The sequence below is a fragment of the Blastomonas fulva genome (assembly GCF_003431825.1).
Classification (GTDB): Bacteria; Pseudomonadota; Alphaproteobacteria; order Sphingomonadales; family Sphingomonadaceae; genus Blastomonas; species Blastomonas fulva.
On sequence record NZ_CP020083.1, the window covers coordinates 452,021 to 470,511 of the forward strand.

20 protein-coding genes are annotated in these 18,491 nt (G+C 63.9%); 13 read left to right on the top strand and 7 right to left on the bottom strand.

Features of this window, described 5'->3' with window-relative positions; genetic code table 11:
* The first annotated feature begins 66 nt into the window (after positions 1-66).
* From ispH to rnhA, 3 genes are read left to right on the top strand one after another with little or no spacing between them, the layout of a single operon-like run.
* Positions 67-1,062 carry a 4-hydroxy-3-methylbut-2-enyl diphosphate reductase gene (gene ispH / locus B5J99_RS02170; protein ID WP_054134073.1) on the top strand — a complete coding sequence of 332 codons (996 nt, stop codon included), beginning with the start codon at positions 67-69 and terminating at the stop codon, positions 1,060-1,062.
* Complete coding sequence (gene thrB, locus B5J99_RS02175) at positions 1,062-2,033, top strand: homoserine kinase (protein ID WP_117351328.1); 972 nt, start codon at positions 1,062-1,064, stop codon at positions 2,031-2,033. Before ispH ends, thrB begins: the two co-directional genes overlap by 1 nt.
* A 58-nt stretch (positions 2,034-2,091) precedes the next feature.
* On the top strand, positions 2,092-2,529 hold the full coding sequence (gene rnhA / locus B5J99_RS02180) for a ribonuclease HI (RefSeq protein WP_054134346.1): 438 nt from the start codon (positions 2,092-2,094) through the stop codon (positions 2,527-2,529).
* Between the two features lie 135 nt (positions 2,530-2,664).
* Here rnhA and B5J99_RS02185 read toward each other — a convergent pair whose 3' ends face one another.
* The 3 genes from B5J99_RS02185 to B5J99_RS02195 form a co-directional block, all read right to left on the bottom strand.
* A complete protein-coding gene (locus B5J99_RS02185; RefSeq protein WP_082382163.1) occupies positions 2,665-2,841 on the bottom strand; it encodes a YegP family protein in 177 nt (58 codons plus the stop codon).
* A 62-nt stretch (positions 2,842-2,903) separates the two neighbouring features.
* A complete protein-coding gene (locus B5J99_RS02190; protein ID WP_211337864.1) occupies positions 2,904-4,016 on the bottom strand; it encodes an NAD(P)/FAD-dependent oxidoreductase in 1,113 nt (370 codons plus the stop codon).
* Positions 4,016-4,999, bottom strand: a complete 984-nt coding sequence (locus tag B5J99_RS02195; RefSeq protein WP_117351330.1) for an alpha/beta hydrolase — start codon at positions 4,997-4,999, stop codon at positions 4,016-4,018. The genes B5J99_RS02190 and B5J99_RS02195 overlap by 1 nt, the downstream gene beginning before the upstream one ends.
* 21 nt (positions 5,000-5,020) lie before the next feature.
* Between B5J99_RS02195 and B5J99_RS02200 the strand changes: the two genes are divergently transcribed.
* Genes B5J99_RS02200 through B5J99_RS02230 form a run of 7 tightly spaced genes read left to right on the top strand, consistent with a single transcriptional unit; the run spans position 5,021 to position 12,244 of the window.
* Positions 5,021-5,494, top strand: a complete 474-nt coding sequence (locus B5J99_RS02200) for an A24 family peptidase (RefSeq protein WP_054134069.1) — start codon at positions 5,021-5,023, stop codon at positions 5,492-5,494.
* A gap of 41 nt (positions 5,495-5,535) precedes the next feature.
* Positions 5,536-6,567: a Flp pilus assembly protein CpaB gene (gene cpaB / locus B5J99_RS02205; RefSeq protein WP_054134068.1), complete on the top strand. Its 1,032-nt coding sequence runs from the start codon at positions 5,536-5,538 to the stop codon at positions 6,565-6,567.
* Entirely contained in the window at positions 6,564-8,252 is a 1,689-nt protein-coding gene (locus B5J99_RS02210) for a type II and III secretion system protein family protein (RefSeq protein ID WP_117351331.1), read from the top strand. Before cpaB ends, B5J99_RS02210 begins: the two co-directional genes overlap by 4 nt.
* Before the next feature lie 30 nt (positions 8,253-8,282).
* Positions 8,283-8,924 (top strand): CpaD family pilus assembly protein, encoded by a 642-nt coding sequence (locus B5J99_RS02215; protein ID WP_054134066.1) that lies wholly within the window; start codon positions 8,283-8,285, stop codon positions 8,922-8,924.
* Entirely contained in the window at positions 8,921-10,198 is a 1,278-nt protein-coding gene (locus B5J99_RS02220; RefSeq protein WP_054134065.1) for a CpaE/TadZ family protein, read from the top strand. Before B5J99_RS02215 ends, B5J99_RS02220 begins: the two co-directional genes overlap by 4 nt.
* A 57-nt stretch (positions 10,199-10,255) precedes the next feature.
* Entirely contained in the window at positions 10,256-11,227 is a 972-nt protein-coding gene (locus B5J99_RS02225) for a type II secretion system F family protein (protein ID WP_054134345.1), read from the top strand.
* 45 nt (positions 11,228-11,272) lie between these two features.
* On the top strand, positions 11,273-12,244 hold the full coding sequence (locus tag B5J99_RS02230) for a type II secretion system F family protein (RefSeq protein WP_054134064.1): 972 nt from the start codon (positions 11,273-11,275) through the stop codon (positions 12,242-12,244).
* Between the two features lie 134 nt (positions 12,245-12,378).
* Here B5J99_RS02230 and B5J99_RS02235 read toward each other — a convergent pair whose 3' ends face one another.
* Both B5J99_RS02235 and B5J99_RS02240 read right to left on the bottom strand, forming a co-directional pair.
* Complete coding sequence (locus B5J99_RS02235) at positions 12,379-13,287, bottom strand: TonB-dependent receptor domain-containing protein (RefSeq protein WP_162892415.1); 909 nt, start codon at positions 13,285-13,287, stop codon at positions 12,379-12,381.
* Complete coding sequence (locus B5J99_RS02240; RefSeq protein WP_162892416.1) at positions 13,223-14,863, bottom strand: TonB-dependent receptor; 1,641 nt, start codon at positions 14,861-14,863, stop codon at positions 13,223-13,225. Before B5J99_RS02240 ends, B5J99_RS02235 begins: the two co-directional genes overlap by 65 nt.
* Positions 14,864-15,253: 390 nt before the next feature.
* Between B5J99_RS02240 and B5J99_RS02245 the strand changes: the two genes are divergently transcribed.
* Positions 15,254-16,303 (top strand): CaiB/BaiF CoA transferase family protein, encoded by a 1,050-nt coding sequence (locus tag B5J99_RS02245; protein WP_117351334.1) that lies wholly within the window; start codon positions 15,254-15,256, stop codon positions 16,301-16,303.
* On the opposite strand, the gene B5J99_RS02250 is transcribed toward B5J99_RS02245, so the two are convergent.
* Positions 16,266-16,745 carry a hypothetical protein gene (locus tag B5J99_RS02250; RefSeq protein WP_162892417.1) on the bottom strand — a complete coding sequence of 160 codons (480 nt, stop codon included), beginning with the start codon at positions 16,743-16,745 and terminating at the stop codon, positions 16,266-16,268. The genes B5J99_RS02245 and B5J99_RS02250 overlap by 38 nt on opposite strands.
* Before the next feature lie 210 nt (positions 16,746-16,955).
* Between B5J99_RS02250 and B5J99_RS02255 the strand changes: the two genes are divergently transcribed.
* Positions 16,956-17,198, top strand: a complete 243-nt coding sequence (locus tag B5J99_RS02255; protein WP_211337904.1) for an AbrB/MazE/SpoVT family DNA-binding domain-containing protein — start codon at positions 16,956-16,958, stop codon at positions 17,196-17,198.
* Positions 17,198-17,530: an endoribonuclease MazF gene (gene mazF / locus B5J99_RS02260; protein WP_117351337.1), complete on the top strand. Its 333-nt coding sequence runs from the start codon at positions 17,198-17,200 to the stop codon at positions 17,528-17,530. The genes B5J99_RS02255 and mazF overlap by 1 nt, the downstream gene beginning before the upstream one ends.
* A 6-nt stretch (positions 17,531-17,536) precedes the next feature.
* Here the strand turns inward: mazF and B5J99_RS02265 are convergent, their stop codons facing one another.
* Positions 17,537-18,460 carry a glutaminase gene (locus B5J99_RS02265; RefSeq protein WP_117351338.1) on the bottom strand — a complete coding sequence of 308 codons (924 nt, stop codon included), beginning with the start codon at positions 18,458-18,460 and terminating at the stop codon, positions 17,537-17,539.
* Positions 18,461-18,491: the final 31 nt, after the last annotated feature.

Genomic DNA, 18,491 nt, shown 5'->3' on the forward strand with positions numbered 1-18,491 from the left:
GATATGCTTCACACCGCGCCCCGCATCCCCTAAGACAGATGCGGAATTACGAAAGCCAATCTGAACATGACCGAAACCGCCCCCACCCCGGCCAATGCTTCTCCCGCGGTCAAGCCGCCGCTGCTGATCAAGATCGCCTCTCCCCGCGGATTTTGCGCCGGGGTCGACCGCGCGATCGAGATCGTCGAGCTGTCGCTGCACAAATATGGCGCACCGGTCTATGTCCGGCACGAGATCGTCCACAACAAGTTCGTGGTCGACAGCCTCAAGGCCAAGGGCGCGGTGTTCGTCGAGGAACTCGACGAGGTGCCCGATGGCGTACCGGTGGTGTTTTCCGCGCATGGCGTGCCCAAGGCGGTCCCCCACAAGGCCGCCGAGCGCGGCCTCAACTATCTCGATGCCACGTGCCCTCTGGTCTCCAAGGTTCACCGCCAGGCCGAACGCCAGGTCGAGGCCGGACGGCACATCATCTTTGTCGGCCACAAGGGTCATCCCGAGGTGATCGGCACCTTCGGCCAGGTCGAGCCCGGCAACATGACGCTGGTCGAGACGGTCGAGGATGTCGCCAATTTGCAGGTGGCCGACGAGACCAAGCTGGCGTTCCTCACCCAGACCACGCTGTCGGTCGATGACACCGCAGAAATCGTCGCCGCATTGCACCAGCGCTTCCCCGCGATCGTCGGGCCCAAGGGCGAGGATATTTGCTACGCCACCTCCAACCGCCAGGCGGCGGTCAAGGTGATGACCGATGATTGCGATCTGGTGCTGGTCATCGGCGCGCCCAACAGCTCGAACTCGCTGCGGCTGGTCGAGGTTGCAGAGCGCGAGGGCACCCGCGCCATGCTGATCCAGCGCGCGCAGGAAATCGAACTGCGCTGGTTTGACGGGGTGAACACCCTGGGTCTCACCGCAGGTGCCTCTGCCCCGGAAATCCTGGTGCGCGAGGTCGTCGACCTGCTCGGGCGGCATTTCGATGTCAAAGAGGAGCGCGTCAAGACCGTGGACGAGCGCATCACCTTCAAGCTGCCCCGCGCGCTTGCAGCTGAGGCCGATGCTGCCTGATGGCTGTCTATACCCATGTCAGCGCCGAGATGATGGCGCGTTTTCTGGACGACTATGACACCGGCGAGCTGATCAGTTTCAAGGGCATCGCCGAGGGCGTCGAGAACAGCAACTTTCTGGTCGAGACCCGCGGCGGCCAAGATGGCCACCGCTTCATTCTGACGCTGTATGAAAAACGCGTCGATCCGGGCGACCTGCCGTTCTTCATGGCGTTGCTCGATCATCTGGCGATGCGCGGCTGCCGCGTGCCGCGTGCGATTGCCGACCGGCAGGGCGTGCAGATCAGGGAGCTTGCCGGACGCCCGGCCTGCCTGATCGATTTCCTCGAAGGCATTTCGCTCAGCGCGCCGACGCCTGCGCAGGCGAGCGCTGCCGGCATCGCGCTTGCTGACCTGCATCTGGCGGTCGCGGATTTTTCCGGCACCCGCCCCAACAGCATGGGGCTGGCCGCCTGGCGCGATCTGGCCGAGCGCTGCGCCGGCCAATGGCAGCAGATCGACAGCGGACTTGAGCAGCTGGTAAGCACCGAGCTGAGCGATCTGGAAGCGCACTGGCCCGGCGATCTGCCGCAATCGGTGATCCACGCGGATCTGTTTCCCGACAATGTGCTGATGCTGGGCGACCGGGTCAGCGGGCTGATCGACTTTTATTTCTCGTGCACCGATGCGCGCGCCTATGATCTGGCGATCACGCACAGCGCGTGGTGTTTCAGCAATGACGGGCGCAATTTTGACACCAGCTTGTCGGACGCATTACTGCAGGGCTATCGCAGCCGACTTGCGCTCGACGATGCCGAAACTGCGGCGCTTCCCATTCTGGCACGCGGCGCAGCGTTGCGTTTTACATTGAGCCGCGCGTATGACTGGATCAACACCCCGGCCGACGCCCTGGTCACCCGCAAGGACCCCATGGCGTTCGCCCGGCGGCTGGCATTCTATTCGGACCCGGCCAACGCCAGGCTGTTTGCCTGATCGCCGCCAGGTGGGATGGAACGGGTCCGGAGCAGATCGAGACGATGGTTGAATGGACATGAAAACGGTCGAAATCTTTACCGACGGCGCGTGCAAGGGTAATCCCGGCCCCGGCGGCTGGGGGGCGATCATCCGCTATGGCAAGCACGAAAAGGAGCTTTCGGGCGGCGAGCCGGACACCACCAACAATCGCATGGAGATGACCGCCGCGATCCGCGCACTCGAACTGCTGATCGAGCCGTGCAAGGTCGTCCTCTATACCGACAGCACCTATGTGAAGGACGGCATCACCAAATGGGTCGATGGCTGGCAGCGCAACGGCTGGAAGACCGCCTCGAAAAAGCCCGTACGCAACGCGGACCTTTGGCACGAGCTGATTGCCGCAGTATCGCGTCACCAGATCGACTGGCGCTGGGTCAAGGGCCATGCCGGCCACCCCGAAAATGAGCGCGCCGACCAGCTGGCGAGCGCTGCGGCAATGGCCATCGGGCGCTGACAGGTCAGGACTGATCCAAGGCTCAATCTGCCGTCACCCCCGCGCACGCGGGGGTCCCGCTTGTCTACGATCGCTGCAAAAAAGCGGGATTCCCGTGTTCGCGGGAATGACGATCACGGCGAATGACCGGACGCGTCAGCTGTTGTCTTCGATCGGCGCTTCGGGCCCGTTCTTCTTGATCGATTCGATCGCGTTCTTGGCCGATGCCTTGCTGGCATAGCCTTCGGTCGAGAACATCACTTCCGAATTGTACTTGAACCGCACCCGGAATTCGCCGCCCTTGTCCTTGTAGATCTCAAAACTGTGCGCCATCGACTCGACTCCCTCAAACCGAGTGAGAGATTATAACCTAAGTCAATCACGTGCCAGCATTCTCACCCCAGCCGTGCGGGATTATACAATTGCGCATCCACCGCGCGCAGCATCGCATCGGGAGTGATGCCCAGCAGGATGGCGGCGGCCAGCTTGGCGGCGGCGGGCGCGGTCTGGATGCCGAAGCCGCCCTGGCCTGCAAACCAGAAGAAGCAGGGATTGTCCGCGGCAAAGCCGATCAGCGGCAGCCTGTCGGGCGCGAAGCTGCGCTGCCCCGCCCAGCGATGCTCCACCGCCTCGATCCGCCAGTCCATCACCTGGCCGAAACGGTCGATGGCGAGCGCCATGTCCAGCTCGTCGGGCGCGGTGTCGCCGGGCTCTTCGGGGGTTTCGTCATGCGGGCTGAGCCACAGGCGTCCGGCCTCGGGCTTGAAGTAATAATCGCCGCGCACGCCCAGCGTCAGCGGCAGGTCGGCACACGCAGCAGGCGCGGTGCGCAGTTGGATCACGGTACGGCGATAGGGTCGGACGCCCAGCGGTCGAACGCCTGCGCGTTCCGCCACCGGATCGGCCCAGGCTCCGGCGGCATCGACCAGCTTTGCCGCCGTCACCTGCTGCTCGCCCAGCGTCAGCGTCCAGCTGCCCGACGCGTGCACCGCGCCGACCAGCGGCGCGCGCAAAGCGATCGCCGCTCCCGCGCGGCGCGCGACCGCCAGATAGGCCTGATGCAGCCCGCCGACATCGATGTCCTGGCAATCGGGCTCATAGGTACCCGCGACGATATCGGCGGCCAGCCCGGGCAGCATCGCCTCGAGCGCTGCCCGGTCGCGGCGCTCCATCCGCACGCCCGAGCCTGCGAACTCGGCCTCGAAGGCATCGAGCAGCGCCAGCTCGTCGCGGCGCGCCAGCGTCAGCGATCCGCGCGGCCCAAGAAAACTGCGCTCGCCATAGCCCGGCGGAGGCGAATGCAGCCAGGGGCCCGACGCCGTGGTCAGCGGCTGCACCTGCGGCCCGCCATAGCTTTCCGCCCAGAAGGCGGCCGAGCGGCCGGTGGAATGATAACCCGGGCGATCCTCTGCCTCGGCGATCAGCACCCGGCAGTGGGGTGCGATTTCCGCAGCAAGGCTGGCCCCGGCGATCCCGGCGCCGATGATGACGACATCATAATCCGGCATCAGGCGGCTGCTCCGACCCTTTCGGTCGCGGTCCCGGCCACCTTGCGCTCCAGGAAGTCGTCAATCGTCTGCAGCACCTGATCGCGGATGGGATCCACCTCGCGCAGCACCTCGTGCCTGGCCTCGCGCCCGAAGGCAAGCAACTCGGCGCCGGGGATGCGCGCCGCGGCGGCCAGCGTCGCCTTGTTGTCGACCAGCTGGTCCGCGCTGGTGCCGATGAGCAGCATCGGGATGCGTAGCTTTTCCCACTGGCCGGGCGCGTTGAGGCGGATGTTCGATTCATACGCGCGCTCGACCCAGTGCCAGCTCGCCGGTCCCATCACCAGCTCGGGGCGCTCTCCCCACCACCACAGCTCGTCAGCATAGCGGTCATTGTCGTGGGTCAGCAGCGTCTGGCGGATCGCGAGCGGCGAAGCGGGCTTTTCGCTCACCTTCCAGGCGGGGCGCTCGGGACGTCCCATTCGGCGCATCATCCGGGTGACGAGGTGCCCGAAGGACATCGGCAGGCCCAGCCCCTTCAGCCCCAGCATCGGCGCGCTCAGCACCGCGGCCACTGGATCGATCCGCTTTTCCTGGATCGCGCGCGCGATCAGATGCCCACCCATCGAATGGCCGACAACGACGTGCGGGCCGGGGCGCGAGGCCGACCATTCAGCCCAGAAGCCCGAAATGTCTTCGATCCAGTGGGCGAAATCCTCGATATGCCCGACATATTGGTGATCGGACATGCGACCGCTGCCGCCCTGCCCGCGCCAGTCGGCAGATGTGACGTTCCACCCCTGCGCCTGCCAGTGCGCCAGCGTCTCGATATATTTTTCGTAGATATCGCCGCGGCCCGGCATGAACAGGATCGACCCGCGCGCAGGGCCCTGCGCCATCATGTCGATCCGGCGCAGCTTCCAGCCGTCTGCGGCGGTCCAGTGGCTTTCGACCGCATCGTCAGGAATGGCGCGCCGATCAATGGTTACTTTTTGGTAAGTCATCGCCGCTATACGCCAGTTCCCATGGAAAACATGCCTTTCGTCTACGGTCTGCTGGCCATGTTGGCAATCGCGCTGTTGCACGCAGCTTATACCGACATCGTGCGGCGCGAGATCGAGGACTGGCTCAATGCCGCCATCGCGCTTGGCGCGCCGCTGTTCTGGTGGGCCTGCGGTCTTTCGCTGTGGCCCGATGTGGCGATGCAGCTGGCGCTGGGCGCGGGCGTGTTCATCTTCTTTGCCCTGATGTTCGCGCTGGGCGCGATGGGCGGCGGCGATGTCAAGCTGCTGGGCGCGATCGCGCTGTGGTTCCCCTGGGGTGTCATGGCGAAGGTGGCGATCGCGATGTCGCTGATCGGCGCGGTGCTCACCGTCATCATCCTGATCGAACACAAAATGCACCGAAAGCTGGGTCAGCCCGAAGTGCCATATGGCGTTGCCATCGCAATTGCGGCGCTTTGGCCGGTTGGCGAACGCTTTTTTAACCATTTTGCCTGAGAAGATCAGCATTCTGAAGGACTTTGGGGGCCATCGACGTCATGGATAAACGGAAAGTCATCCTGCTGGCAGGCGCGCTACTGGTCGCGCTTTGCACCGCATTTCTGGCCCGAAGCCTTTTCACCGGCTCGGCCGCGCCGGAGGTTACGGCCGCCGTGCAGGTGGCAGAGCCCAACGGCCCCCGCGTCCTGGTGGCGAATCGTTCGCTGCCCGTCGGTACCATCATCACACCCGACAGCGTCGCCTTCCAGCCCTGGCCCGCCAAGCTGGTGAGCAACGCCTATTTCCTGGAAGACGGCGCCAAAATCGAAACGCTGCTGGGCACCGTGGTGCGCAACGCGATCACCGCCGGACAGCCGGTCACGCAAGGATCGCTGGTCAAGCCGGGCGATCGCGGCTTCCTGGCAGCAGCGCTCGGCCCCGGCATGCGCGCCGTCACCGTGCCCGTATCGGCCCGCACCGGCGTTGCCGGCTTCGTGTTTCCCGGTGACCGCGTCGACCTTGTCCTGACCCAGTCGGTCGAGGGCGAAGGCGGCCCGGCGCTGAAAGCGTCCGAAACCATCATCCGCAACCTGCGCGTCCTCGCCACCGACCAGCGCGTCAACGCCGAGAACGCCGAAGGCAACACCGAGGTGATCGCCTTCTCCACCGTCACCGTCGAAGCCACGCCAAAGCTGGCCGAGAAGATCGCGGTGGCACAGACCATCGGCACGCTCAGCCTTTCGCTGCGCTCGATCGCGGACAACGAGGCCGAGCTCGAACGCTCGATGGCGGCAGGCGATGTCTCTGTGCCCGAAGGCGCCGATCGCAAGACCGAAAACAAGTTCCTCAAGGCGCTCGCCACCCGCCCGGTCGATACCGACGTGACCTATGTCACCGGCGGCGATGTCTCGCGCTTCCAGCGTCGCAGCGTTCCGCCGATGTCGAGCGGTCGTCGTCAATCCGAATATGCCGGCCCCATACCCGCCGGTGCACCTGCTGCCAGCGCCCCTGCCCCGTCCGTGCCCATGGGCCCGGTCGTGCGGGTTGCGCGTGGAAATGATGTGACCGTTGTTCCGGTCGGAGGGAAATGACCATGCGTTTTTCCAATATCCTCAAGGGTGCACTGCTGTGCGGCGTGGTCGCGGTGGGGGGTTCGCTCACCGGCCTGGCGCCGATGACCGGCAGCCCCGCCAACGCCCAGTCGGCGATGCAGCGCCCTGCTGAAACGCTGGTGCTCTCGATCGGGCGCGGCCAGCTGATCCAGCTTCCCGGAACGATGACCGATCTGTTCGTCGCCGATACCGGCGTCGCGGATGTGCAGGTGAAGTCTTCCCGCCAGCTGTATGTGTTCGGCAAGGCGGGCGGTGAAACGACGCTCTATGCCAGCAACGCGGCAGGCCAGGTGGTCTATTCCGCCACGGTGCGGGTCGGATCGAACCTCGACTCGATCGACCAGATGCTGACGCTGGCCATGCCCGACGCCAAGGTGCGCGTGAGCACGCTGAACGGCGTGGTGCTGCTCACCGGCACCGTCGGTGCTCCCGTCGACAGCGCCGAGGCCGAACGGCTTGTCCAGGCGTTCGTCGGAGACAACGTCAAGGTCATCAGCCGCCTGCAGACCGCCACCCCGATGCAGGTCAACCTGCAGGTGCGCATCGCCGAGGTCAGCCGCTCGCTGGTCAAGGAAATCGGCGCCAACCTGCTGACCCGCGACCTCACCGGCGGCTTCCAGTTCGGCGTTTCGCGCGCCAGCCGCAACTTTGCCAGCATCCGCGACACGCTGGATGTGACGACGCTGCCGCGGATCGACGCGTCGGGCCAGTTCGGCCTGCCCGCGGGCACGCTGTCGCTGCCGTTCAACCCTGCCACCGGCCAGTTCGTCACCGGGGGCAGCACCACCGGCTTTCTCAACGGCATCGACGGCAAGACCGCGATCCAGGCGGCAGGCCGGCTGTTCGGTGTCGATATCGCCAGCGCATTCGATCTGGCCGAACAGGTCGGTCTGATCACCACGCTGTCGCAGCCGAACCTGACCGCGCTTTCGGGCGAAACCGCAGACTTCCTGGCGGGTGGCGAATTCCCCATCCCGATCAACCAGGGCCTGGGCACCACCACGATCGAATACAAGAACTTCGGTGTCAGCCTGGCCTATACGCCCACGGTGCTGGCCAACGGCCGGATCTCGATGCGGGTGCGGCCCGAAGTGTCCGAACTGTCCTCGGCAGGCTCGGTCACGCTCAACGGCTTCCAGGTGCCTGCACTGACCATCCGGCGCGCGGAAACGACGGTCGAACTGGGATCGGGCGAAAGCTTCATGATCGCAGGGCTGCTGAGCAACAACTCACAGAACCTCGTCGACAAGGCTCCGGGCCTGGGCGACGTTCCGGTGCTGGGCAACCTGTTCAAGTCCACCAACTTCCGCAAGGGCGAGACCGAGCTGGTCATCGTGGTGACGCCGTATCTGGTCAAGCCCGTCAACGCCAACGACATCAAGCTGCCCACCGATGCCTTCCGCACGCCGGATGATCTGCAGCGGTTGATCAACAGCCAGCAGTCGGACGGCATTACAGGTGGCGATCGGCCCAAGCCGAGCGTGGCGCCTGCCGAAGGCGGCAGCGGCGCACCGGAATTCGGCGCCCTGCCCAGCCAGCCGCGTGCTCTGCCTTCATCGGCAGCCAAGCCCCAGCGCGATGCCAAATCAGGCAAGGCTTCATCCCGCAACGGTGGCAAACCCGGCGATCTCGCCGCCGCCACCCCCGGATTTTCGTTCGACTAAGGCCAGCGACCGCCCTTGAGGAGACTATCAATGCGCGCTTATCATGCAGCCATCGCAGCAGCGGCCGTCCTGACCTTGTCCGGCTGTGGCAATATGGCCAGCAACCGTTCGCTGGAAAGCGTCCACCAGCCGATCGTGTCGCGATCGAACTACACGCTCGATCTCAACGCGCAGGGCGGCTCTCTGCCCACGCAGGAACAAAGGCGCCTCGCCGAATGGTTCCAGGCGATGGACCTGGGCTATGGCGATCGCGTCGCGGTTGACGATCCGGCGGGCCGCAACGTCGTAGTCAAGTCGGCGGTCGAGGCTGCCGCCTCGCGCCACGGCCTGCTGGTCAATGATGTCGCCCCGGTCACCACCGGCGAGATCGCACCCGGCACCATCCGCGTCGTCGTGACCCGCAGCACCGCCAGCGTCCCCGGCTGCCCCGACTGGCAGACCAAGCTCGAGATGAACTATCGCAACGCGACCAGCAGCAACTACGGCTGTTCGGTCAATGCCAACATGGCATCGATGGTCGCCAACAAGGAAGATCTGGTGCGCGGCGAGCCGGGCAGCGGCACGGTCGCCACGCAGCGCTCCGACGCTGCGATCAAGCAGTATCGCGAGGCTCCGCCGACCGGCGCGCAGGGATTGAAACAGGGCTCTACCCAGCAGGGAGGATCGCAGTGAACGCACCGTGGAAGCCTGGCATGGCCGCGACCCGCGACCAGTTTGCCGCCTATATCTGCGACGAGCCTACGCTGGACATAGTCCGCGCGATGGCCATCAACATGGGCTGGCCGCCTGAGAAGTGCAACAAGGGCGGCCTGCGCAACGCGGTGCAGTCGCTCTCGATCACCGCGAGCCCCAACATCCTGCTGGTCGACCTGTCCGAATCGGGCGACCCGCTGAACGACATCAACGCGCTGGCGGAAGTCTGCGAGCCCGGCACCGTGGTGATCGCCATGGGCCAGGTCAACGACGTGCGCCTGTACCGCGATCTCATCGCCAGCGGCCTGCACGATTATCTGCTCAAGCCCGTGGGCCCCGACCATATCCGCGACACCATCCTGCAGGCGCAGGCCATGCTCAACGCGCCCAAGGCCGGTGAAGCCACCGCCGAGCGCGCGCATGTCGGCATCATGGTCATCGGCACCCGCGGCGGCGTGGGGGCATCAACTGTCGCGACCTCGCTCGCCTGGCAGCTCAGCAAGAATGCCGGTCACACCACCGCGCTGCTCGATCTCGACCTGCACTTCGGCACTGGCGCGCTGACGATGGATCTGGAACCGGGCCGCGGCCTGACCGACGCCATCGACAATCCCAGCCGCATCGACGGGCTGTTCATCGAACGCGCAATGATCAAGGCCAACGACAAACTGTCGATCCTCTCGGCCGAAGCGCCGATCAGCTCGCCGCTGATCACCGATGGCACCGCGTTCTTCCAGCTGCAGGAAGAGTTCCGCCACGCCTTCGAAAACACCGTGGTCGATCTGCCGCGCCAGATGCTGATCGATTATCCGCATCTGGTGTCCGAAACCAACATCGCGGTGCTGGTCACCGAGTTGACGCTGGCATCGGCACGCGATGCGATCCGCCTGCTCGCCTGGCTCAAGAGCAACGCGCCGGCAGCGCGGGTGCTGGTGGTCGCCAACAAGGTGCAGCCAGCCGCGCTGGAGATCAGCCGCGCCGATTTCGAGACCACGATCGAACGCAAGATCGACTTCCTGATCCCCGCCGACCCCAAGACTGCGGCGCAGGCTGCCAAGCTGGGCCAGCCTTTTTGTGAGGCGGGCAAGTCGACCAAGGCGGGCGCGGTGATGAAGTCGCTGACCGACCGCTGCCTGGGCATGGCCGAGGAAGAAGTCGCTGCCGAGAAGGATACCGGCGGAGCGAAGAAATCGCTGCTCGGCAAGTTCGGCGACTTCAAGTCGCTGCTGCCGAGCAAGCCCGGCAAGAAGTAACCGGGCCCGCGGCGTCCTTCAGGAACGCTGCGGCCCCACAATGCGGATGGAATGCGCATGAACATGGTGCAGACATTGCTGTTGGCCGGCGGCCTCCTGAGCGTTATCGCGCTGATAGCGATGGCGTTTGGCGGACCCAACGCCCGCAAGGAACTGCAGCGTCGCATTCTGGCCGTGCGCGAACGCTATAGCGAGAATGCCAGCGCCAAGGTCGAGGCGCAGATGCGCAAGGCGATCGCCAACCGCAAGCCGCGGTTCAACCAGGCCGGCGAGGATCTGACCAAGGTCCAGATGCTGGCTCGCAGGCTGGCGATGACCGGCAAGAGCTGGACCGTCGTCCAGTTCGGTCAGGTCGTGATCGGCCTTGGGCTGATCGTGGCGCTGCTTATCTATATGCGGTCGGGTCAATTGATGATGAGCCTGTTCATCGGATCGGCATTGGGCTTCGGCCTGCCGCACATGGTCGTCGGCCATTTCATCAAGCGCCGTCTCAATAAGTTCACCCAGCACTTTCCCGATGCCATCGATCTACTGGTGCGCGGCCTGCGCTCGGGCCTGCCCGTCACCGAGACGCTGCAGGTCGTCGCCAAGGAAATCCCCGGCCCGGTGGGCGAGGAGTTCAAGCTGGTGACCGAGCGGATCAAGATCGGCCGCTCGATGGAAGATGCGCTGCAGGAAAGCGCCAACCGCCTGCAGACGCCCGAATTCAACTTCTTCTGCATCACGCTCGCCATCCAGCGCGAGACCGGCGGCAACCTCGCCGAGACGCTGTCCAACCTCGGCGCGGTGCTGCGCTCGCGTGCGCAGATGAAGCTCAAGATCCGCGCGCTTTCGTCCGAATCCAAGGCGTCGGCCTATATCGTGGGATCGCTGCCGTTCCTGGTGTTCATCATGATCTGGTGGGTGAACCCCGAATATCTGGCCGGCTTCTTCAGTGAAGAGCGGCTGATGATCGCCGGACTCGGCGGGCTGCTCTGGATGAGCATCGGCGTCTTCATTATGGCCAAAATGGTCAGTTTCGAAATCTGATCGGGGGAAGAGGGAACCGTGCCTGACGCAGCCAATCCTACCCTGATGGGGGTCGACGTGATCTTTGTCGCCACGCTGCTTGCAGCGGTTGCGACGCTTGCCGTGATGATTGCCATCTATGCCGCCACCACCGTGCGCGATCCCATGGCCAAGCGGGTCAAGGCGCTGAGCGAGCGGCGCGAGCAGCTGAAGGCAGGGATCACCGCATCCACCGCCAAGAAGCGCACGCGCATTGTCCACAAGAGCGACACCACCGACAAGATGCGCAGCACGCTGCAATCGCTGCGCGTGCTCCAGGACGAGCAGCTCAAATCGGCGCAGCAGAAGCTCGCGCAGGCAGGTATCCGCTCAAAGGACGTCGCGGTTGCAATCATCTTTGGCCGCATGGTGTTGCCGATCGCGCTGGGCGGGCTTGCCGCGTTGCTGATCTATGGCCTGGGCGTGCTGGTCCCCGACTGGACGCCGATGAAGAAGTTCGGCCTGTTCGCGACCATCCTGCTGCTGAGCTACAAGGCGCCCGACCTGTTCGTGCAGAACATCATCTCCAAGCGCACCGATGCCATCCGCAAGGGCCTGCCCGACGCGCTCGATCTGCTGGTGATCTGCGCCGAGGCCGGTCTCACCGTCGATGCCGCATTCAACCGCGTCGCCAAGGAACTGGGCCGCGCCTATCCCGAGCTCGGCGACGAGTTCGCGCTGACCGCGATCGAGCTCGCCTTCCTCACCGAACGGCGCCAGGCGTTCGAGAACCTCGCCTATCGCGTGGCACTGGACTCGGTGCGCGGGGTGGTCACCACCATGATCCAGACCGAAAAATACGGCACGCCATTGGCGTCCGCGCTGCGTGTGCTGTCGGCCGAGTTCCGCAACGAGCGCATGATGCGCGCCGAGGAAAAGGCCGCCCGCCTGCCCGCGATCATGACCGTGCCGCTGATCCTGTTCATCCTGCCGACGCTCTTCGTCGTCATCCTGGGTCCGGCAGCCTGTTCGATCGCCGACGCTTTCGCCAAGCAGTGACGCGGCCGATCGCGTGACATAAAAAAGGGGCGATCCCGCATAACGGAATCGCCCCAGGTCACTGATGTACACCGGCTGAAAGTGTTGCCCTTGCAGGCTTGCCGTCAGCCAGTGTCCCCCATCAATCTCTCAAATCAGTACTTCGCCCGCAGCGTGATGCCGTACATCCGCGGCTCCTCGACAAAACCGATGCGCGAGCGGGTGCCTGCACCACCGCGCAGCGGGGTGTTGGCGGTGATGCCGCGGGTGATCTCGTTGTTGAGGTTGGTGCCCCACAGTTCGAACGAGAAGCGGTCATCGGGCGTGGTGAAACCAAGCCGCGCGTTCATCTTGAAATAGCTCTCCTGAATGTCGAGCGGGATCGGAAGGCCGTTGGTATCCAGCGGCGACGTGCTGGTGCGGCGGTCGTCCGAATAGTTGATGTTGAAGTTGGCGAGCATCTTCCAACCGGAATCGGTGATCTGGTTGTCATAGGTGATGCCGGCCACGCCCGTGAACTTGGGCGCGTTGGTGAGATCCGCACCGCACAGGCTGCGCACCGTCTGCAGCGTCGCGGCGTTGCCCACCACGCCATTGGCGCAGTTGCGGGGATAGCGCGCATCGGCATAGGTGACTGCCAGATTGACCGAGATGCCCGAGTCGAACTGACCGAACATTTCCAGTTCCGCACCGGTCGACTTGGCGGCTGCCACGTTGAACGTCTGGAACTGCACCCCGGTGAATTCGAGCACCTGGAAGTCGGTCATGTCCATGTGGAACAGCGCCAGGTTGGCACGGATGCGGCCATTGGCGAACTCGGTCTTGATCCCCGCCTCATAGGCATCGACCTTTTCCGAATTGAACGCCGGGTTGGCTCCGTTGGCGGCGGCTGCCGGGTCGAGGTTGAAACCGCCCGACTTGAAGCCATGGCTGAAGCCGGCATACGCCAGGAAGCCGTTGTTGGTGTTGTACGCGATCTGCGCCGTGTAGGTCAGCTCGTCATCCTTGAAGACCCGGTTGAACTCGCGCGGCAGCGGGAGGCCCGGGATGGTGCTGGCCAGCACGGTGCCGCCGGTACCGGGGACAGTAAGCCCCACAGAGGTGGGGGAAGCAGGTCGCGCCCAGCGCGCCGCCGCGCAAGGCGGCGGGCACGGCACCGGTGATCACGCCGTTGACGATCGCCTGACAGGCCGGCGAGTTTGCCGCCAGCTGGTCGAAGCTGCCCTGCTTCTTTTCATCGACATAGCGCGCACCCAAAGTGAGGCTGAGATTGTCGGTGATGTTGAACACGTTGTGGGTGAAGATCGAGAAGCTCTCGGCATCCTGACGGAAGCGGTTGACCGCGAAGTTGCCCGCCGCATTGACTGGAACGCCGCCGTTGCCCAGCGCGGTGAGCGCGAACAGCGGATTGACGCCTGCCAGATTGCCGAAGTTACCGGCGCTGACCGCACGCTGATAGTCGGTACCCAGCGTCATCGACTGGACCTCGTCGATCTTTTCGTCCGAATAATAGGCACCGACCAGGAAATCGAGCGCATCGTTGAAGGCGCTGCCCTGGAAGCGCAGCTCATGCGTCATGGTCTTGATCGGGCCACCGGTCCGGGGGAAGCCCGCAGCTGCGGTCGAGCCGCGGCCGGTGCTGAACAGGTTGAGGCTGACAAAGTCGGATTCCTGCGCCGACTCCGCCTCGAAGTGGCGATAAGACCCAATATAGGTCATCTGCGCCGGGCCAAGATCCCATTTCAGCTCGCCCGAAAAGCCGTACTGCTCGGTGTTGTTGAGGAACTGCTGGCTGTTGGTCTGCAGATTGTTGAGCGCCGACTGGCCGAACACCGCGACGCCGTCATTGGGCAGGCCGTGGAACGCGAAGAAGGGCTGCAGCTCGGTCTCGCGGACGATCACCGCGTCGCAGCAATTTTCGGTCGCCTTGGCATAGTCACCGATCAGGCGGATGCTGATATCGGATGAAGGCTCCCACAGCAGCTGGCCGCGAATGACATAGCGGTCGCGGTTGCTGCTTTCGGCGCCAGGGACACCGACGCTGTTCAGGAAGCCGTCGCGCTTGCGATAGGCACCCGAAACCCGCAGACCCAGCTGGTCGTTAACCAGCGGGACGCTGACCCCGGCCTGCACGTTGAAGAAGTCATAGTTGCCGTAGGTGAAGTTGCCGAATGCTTCCACCTTGGTCAGGTTGGGACGCTTGGTGGTCAGGTTGAGTGCACCTGCCGAAGTGTTGCGGCCGAACAGCGTTCCCTGCGGCCCGCGCAGGATTTCGAGCCGCTCCAGATCGAGCAGATCGCCCAGCGCGATGCCGGGGCGCGACTGGTACACTCCATCGATGAACACGCCGACCGAGCTTTCGAGGCCCGTGTTGTTGCCGGTGGTGCCGACGCCGCGAATGCGGATCGAGGTGCCCTGGCTTTCGGTCTGCGAAGACTGGACGTTGAAGCTCGGCGAGATCGAGGTCAGCGACTTGATGTCCTGAACGTTCTGCCGGTCGAGCTGTTCCGGGCTGACCGCAGTGACCGCGATCGGGATGTCCTGGACGTCAGCCGCGCGCAGCGTGGCGGTGACAATAATGACTTCCCGCTCAGGCGCATCGGAGTCTTGCGCGTCCTGCGCCTGAGCCATCGATGTCATTGAGACAGTGCAAAGCAAGCCCATCACGGGCTTCCACAAAGTGCGCATCCTCTTCTCCCACAAGCAAAGTGTATATCTTGCTCTTTTGCCCCCACCGCTCTTCAGGCGATGCAAGGTGCAGTCAGAAAATTGTCACAACGCGTGCCGGATTGCAATTTTTTAATGCTATCTGCAGCTTTTTGCATGTTTCTGGGATGCCCGGAAAACTGCGATTTCTCGCTATGCTGCGGCGCAGCAGGCGCTTTACGTTACGGTAAGTTGCGCTCGCGCCACATATGGATGTATTTGCTACGGCGGTGCAGCACCATGCCGCGGCAGATCGGGGTTGCAATACCGAAAACGGACGTTAGCGTGCAGCGTTTTAATCGATTAATTAAACGGGTGAGAGACATGGGCGGAGCGCTTTCGGGAATTACCATCGTCGAGCTGGCGGGCATCGGCCCGGGACCGTTCGCCGCGATGATGCTTGCCGATCATGGCGCCCGAGTCGTTCGCGTCGAACGCGCGTCGAGCCGCTCCACGGTGGGCGATGCGGGCAACCGCGATATCCTCAACCGCAACCGCGAGGTGATCGCAGCCGATCTCAAAAGCCCCGAGGGAATTGCGCAGGTGCGCGATCTGATCCGCGAGGCCGACGGCCTGATCGAGGGTTTCCGTCCCGGGGTTATGGAACGGCTGGGGCTGGGCCCCGATGTGCTGCTCGCCGACAATCCCGCACTTGTCTATGGCCGGATGACCGGCTGGGGCCAGACGGGTCCCTACGCCCCGCTGGCCGGCCACGACATCAACTATATCGCGCTGTCGGGCGCGCTGCACAGTTATGGCCGCGCAGGCGAGAAGCCGACGCCGCCGGTCAACGCGGTCGGCGATTTCGGCGGCGGCGGCATGATGATGGCGTTCGGCATGCTCGCAGGCATCCTGTCGGCGCGCAGCACCGGCAAGGGCCAGGTGATCGATTGCGCGATGACCGATGGCGCTGCGGTGCTCTCCGCGATGACCTACACCTTCCTTGCCAACGGCCAATGGCGCGACGAGCGCGGCGTCAACCTGCTCGATACCGGCGCGCATTTCTATGACACCTATGAATGCGCCGATGGCAAATACATCTCGCTCGGATCGATCGAGCCGCAATTCTATGCGCTGCTGCGCGAGAAGGCGGGGCTGACCGATCCGGCGTTCGACGCCCAGATGGACCCGCGCCAATGGGTCTCGCTCAAGGACAAGCTCACCGCCCTTTTCCTCACCAAGACCCGCGACGAATGGTGCGCGATCATGGAATACACCGACATCTGCTTCGCCCCGGTGCTGAGCCTGACCGAAGCGCCAGAACATCCCCACAACAAGCAGCGCGGCACCTTCGTGGAAGTGGCAGGCATGCTGCAACCAGCCCCTGCCCCGCGGTTCAGCGAGACCCCGGCGCCACCTGTGCGGATGGGGTGAGGCCTTTGGCAGTTGCGAGATTCCTGCACAATTGCTCGAGGCGGCTTACCAAGATCGCTGAAACGGAATTCAACTCCTTAAGGGTCAATTTCACCTGTTCCTGCGTGAGCAGCGTTTCTCTTGGTTCTGCGTGCGCCTTGACCACAGTCAGCATTTCCAGCCGAACAATCCAACGTCCGGCATCGTCGTGGTACATCGTGGGGCGCCCGTGACAGAGCATGTTGCGAAGAGCGATGTTGTCACTAACGGCCTGCAGCTGCGCGGCTATGGCTTTGCCCTCAGATGCGAAGGCACCCGCAGGCGCGAACAGTTCGAGCAGTTGTGCAAATCTGCCTTGAAGGCTCGGATTGAGTTTAGTCCCGGCACCTCTTCCTTCGATCGATGCTAGAACCTGAAGCGTTTGAGTGACTGCAAATTCCGACCTGGTGAACGTATCGATCATTTTACTCCGCTGCTGGTTCCACGACTGGACAGCAGCAGCCTTCCGCTGGCCATCTTGGGCAGCCGTTATCGGAGTGATGGCATTCATCACAACGTTATCGCTGTGGAATGTTTAAAGTCTCGTTCATCGCAGCAGATCAGTGTGTAGATACATATGTTGACACCCGACCAGCACCGATTTATCCTCGAAGCCTCAATCGGAGTTATGGCGATGCGGAGCCAAGTCAAAAAATGGGGAAACAGCGCGTCTGTTAGAATACCCGCACGGGTGCTTGCAGCGGCTTCCATGCAGATCGATCAGGAGGTCGAAATGCGTGAGGAGGGCGGGCGGATCATCATCGAGCCGGTGACGGTCCCCACTTACGATCTGGATGATCTGCTTGCCGCCATGGCACCAGAGACCTTTCCCGACGATATCGATTTCGGATCACCGGTCGGCGAGGAAATCTGGTAGTGGCTGCCTATGTCCCGGACGCCGGTGACATCGTCTGGCTTCAGTTCGATCCGCAAGCAGGACATGAACAGGCGGGACACCGACCAGCTCTGGTCCTTTCGCCCGCGAGCTACAATGAAAAGCGCGGAATGATGATCTGCTGCCCGATGACATCGCGCAGCAAGGGCTATGCTTTTGAAGTGGCTGTCGGCGATGCCACTGGCAGCGTGGTTCTGGCGGACCAGATCAAGAGTGTCGACTGGCGGGCACGCAAGGCCACCCGCAAGGGGAAAGCACCGGTCGCGACCCTTCTGGACGTCCGCGCCAAGCTGAAGGCGCTGCTCAGCCTTTGATGGCCCTCACCCGAACACGCTCCACCCCGTCGCCTCCACCAGTTCCTCCAGCGCAATCGCGCCGACCATCGATGTGCCCGAGGCGTTGAGTCCCGGTGACCAGACCGCGATCGCGCCATGGCCAGGCGCGATGCACAGGATGCCGCCGCCGACGCCGCTCTTGCCGGGCAGACCGATGCGATAGGCGAAATCGCCGCTGTTGTCGTAATGGCCGCAACTCATCATCACCGCATTGATCCGGCGGCAGTTCTCGCGGGTGACGAGCTGCTCGCGGTTGATCGGGTCGCAGCCGTCATAGGCCAGGAACAAAGCCGCGCGCGCAAGCTGGCGGCAGCTCATCCGCACCGCGCACTGGCGGAAATAGGCGTGCAGCGCGTCTTCCACGGGATTGGCCATGTTGCCGAACGCGGCCATGAAGTGCGCCAGCGCGCGGTTGCGCGATCCGGTCGCCGATTCCGATTCCGCCACCTCCTCGTCGATGCCGATGGTGTCATCGCCCGACAGCCGGTGAAACCGCGCCAGCAATTCCTGCACCATCGCATCGCGGTTGCTGGCGGCGACCAGCATGTCGGTGACGACGATCGCGCCAGCATTGATCAGCGGATTGCGCGGAATGCCCTTCTCGTTTTCCAGCTGCACAATGGAATTGAAGGCGCTGCCGGTCGGTTCGCGTCCCACCCGGTTCCACACCTCCTCGCCATAGTGCCTGAGCGCCATCGAGAGCGTGAAGACCTTGGAGATCGACTGGATCGAGAACGGTTCGTGGCTGTCGCCCAGTGTGATCATCTCGCCATTGCCCTGGACGATCGCCATGCCGAACCTGGCCGGGTCCACCCGGGCGAGCGCGGGGATATAGTCGGCCACCTTGCCGGTGCCGATGTGCGGCGCGACCGCTGCCTCGATCCGTGCCGTGATCGCCTGCCAGTCCATCCGTCCGCCCCCATGCTGCCTGTCTGCCGAC

Excerpts from the sequence above, each read along its gene's own strand:
- B5J99_RS02265 (WP_117351338.1), bottom strand. The coding sequence starts at position 18,460 with ATGGACTGGCAGGCGATCACGGCACGGATCGAGGCAGCGGTCGCGCCG.
- B5J99_RS02240 (WP_162892416.1), bottom strand. The coding sequence starts at position 14,863 with ATGACATCGATGGCTCAGGCGCAGGACGCGCAAGACTCCGATGCGCCT.
- B5J99_RS02185 (WP_082382163.1), bottom strand. The coding sequence starts at position 2,841 with ATGGCGCACAGTTTTGAGATCTACAAGGACAAGGGCGGCGAATTCCGG.
- B5J99_RS02225 (WP_054134345.1), top strand. The coding sequence starts at position 10,256 with ATGAACATGGTGCAGACATTGCTGTTGGCCGGCGGCCTCCTGAGCGTT.
- B5J99_RS02250 (WP_162892417.1), bottom strand. The coding sequence starts at position 16,745 with ATGATCGATACGTTCACCAGGTCGGAATTTGCAGTCACTCAAACGCTT.
- B5J99_RS02245 (WP_117351334.1), top strand. The coding sequence starts at position 15,254 with ATGGGCGGAGCGCTTTCGGGAATTACCATCGTCGAGCTGGCGGGCATC.
- B5J99_RS02190 (WP_211337864.1), bottom strand. The coding sequence starts at position 4,016 with ATGCCGGATTATGATGTCGTCATCATCGGCGCCGGGATCGCCGGGGCC.
- B5J99_RS02195 (WP_117351330.1), bottom strand. The coding sequence starts at position 4,999 with ATGACTTACCAAAAAGTAACCATTGATCGGCGCGCCATTCCTGACGAT.
- B5J99_RS02200 (WP_054134069.1), top strand. The coding sequence starts at position 5,021 with ATGGAAAACATGCCTTTCGTCTACGGTCTGCTGGCCATGTTGGCAATC.
- B5J99_RS02230 (WP_054134064.1), top strand. The coding sequence starts at position 11,273 with ATGGGGGTCGACGTGATCTTTGTCGCCACGCTGCTTGCAGCGGTTGCG.
- thrB (WP_117351328.1), top strand. The coding sequence starts at position 1,062 with ATGGCTGTCTATACCCATGTCAGCGCCGAGATGATGGCGCGTTTTCTG.
- rnhA (WP_054134346.1), top strand. The coding sequence starts at position 2,092 with ATGAAAACGGTCGAAATCTTTACCGACGGCGCGTGCAAGGGTAATCCC.
- ispH (WP_054134073.1), top strand. The coding sequence starts at position 67 with ATGACCGAAACCGCCCCCACCCCGGCCAATGCTTCTCCCGCGGTCAAG.
- cpaB (WP_054134068.1), top strand. The coding sequence starts at position 5,536 with ATGGATAAACGGAAAGTCATCCTGCTGGCAGGCGCGCTACTGGTCGCG.
- B5J99_RS02255 (WP_211337904.1), top strand. The coding sequence starts at position 16,956 with ATGCGGAGCCAAGTCAAAAAATGGGGAAACAGCGCGTCTGTTAGAATA.
- B5J99_RS02210 (WP_117351331.1), top strand. The coding sequence starts at position 6,564 with ATGACCATGCGTTTTTCCAATATCCTCAAGGGTGCACTGCTGTGCGGC.
- B5J99_RS02215 (WP_054134066.1), top strand. The coding sequence starts at position 8,283 with ATGCGCGCTTATCATGCAGCCATCGCAGCAGCGGCCGTCCTGACCTTG.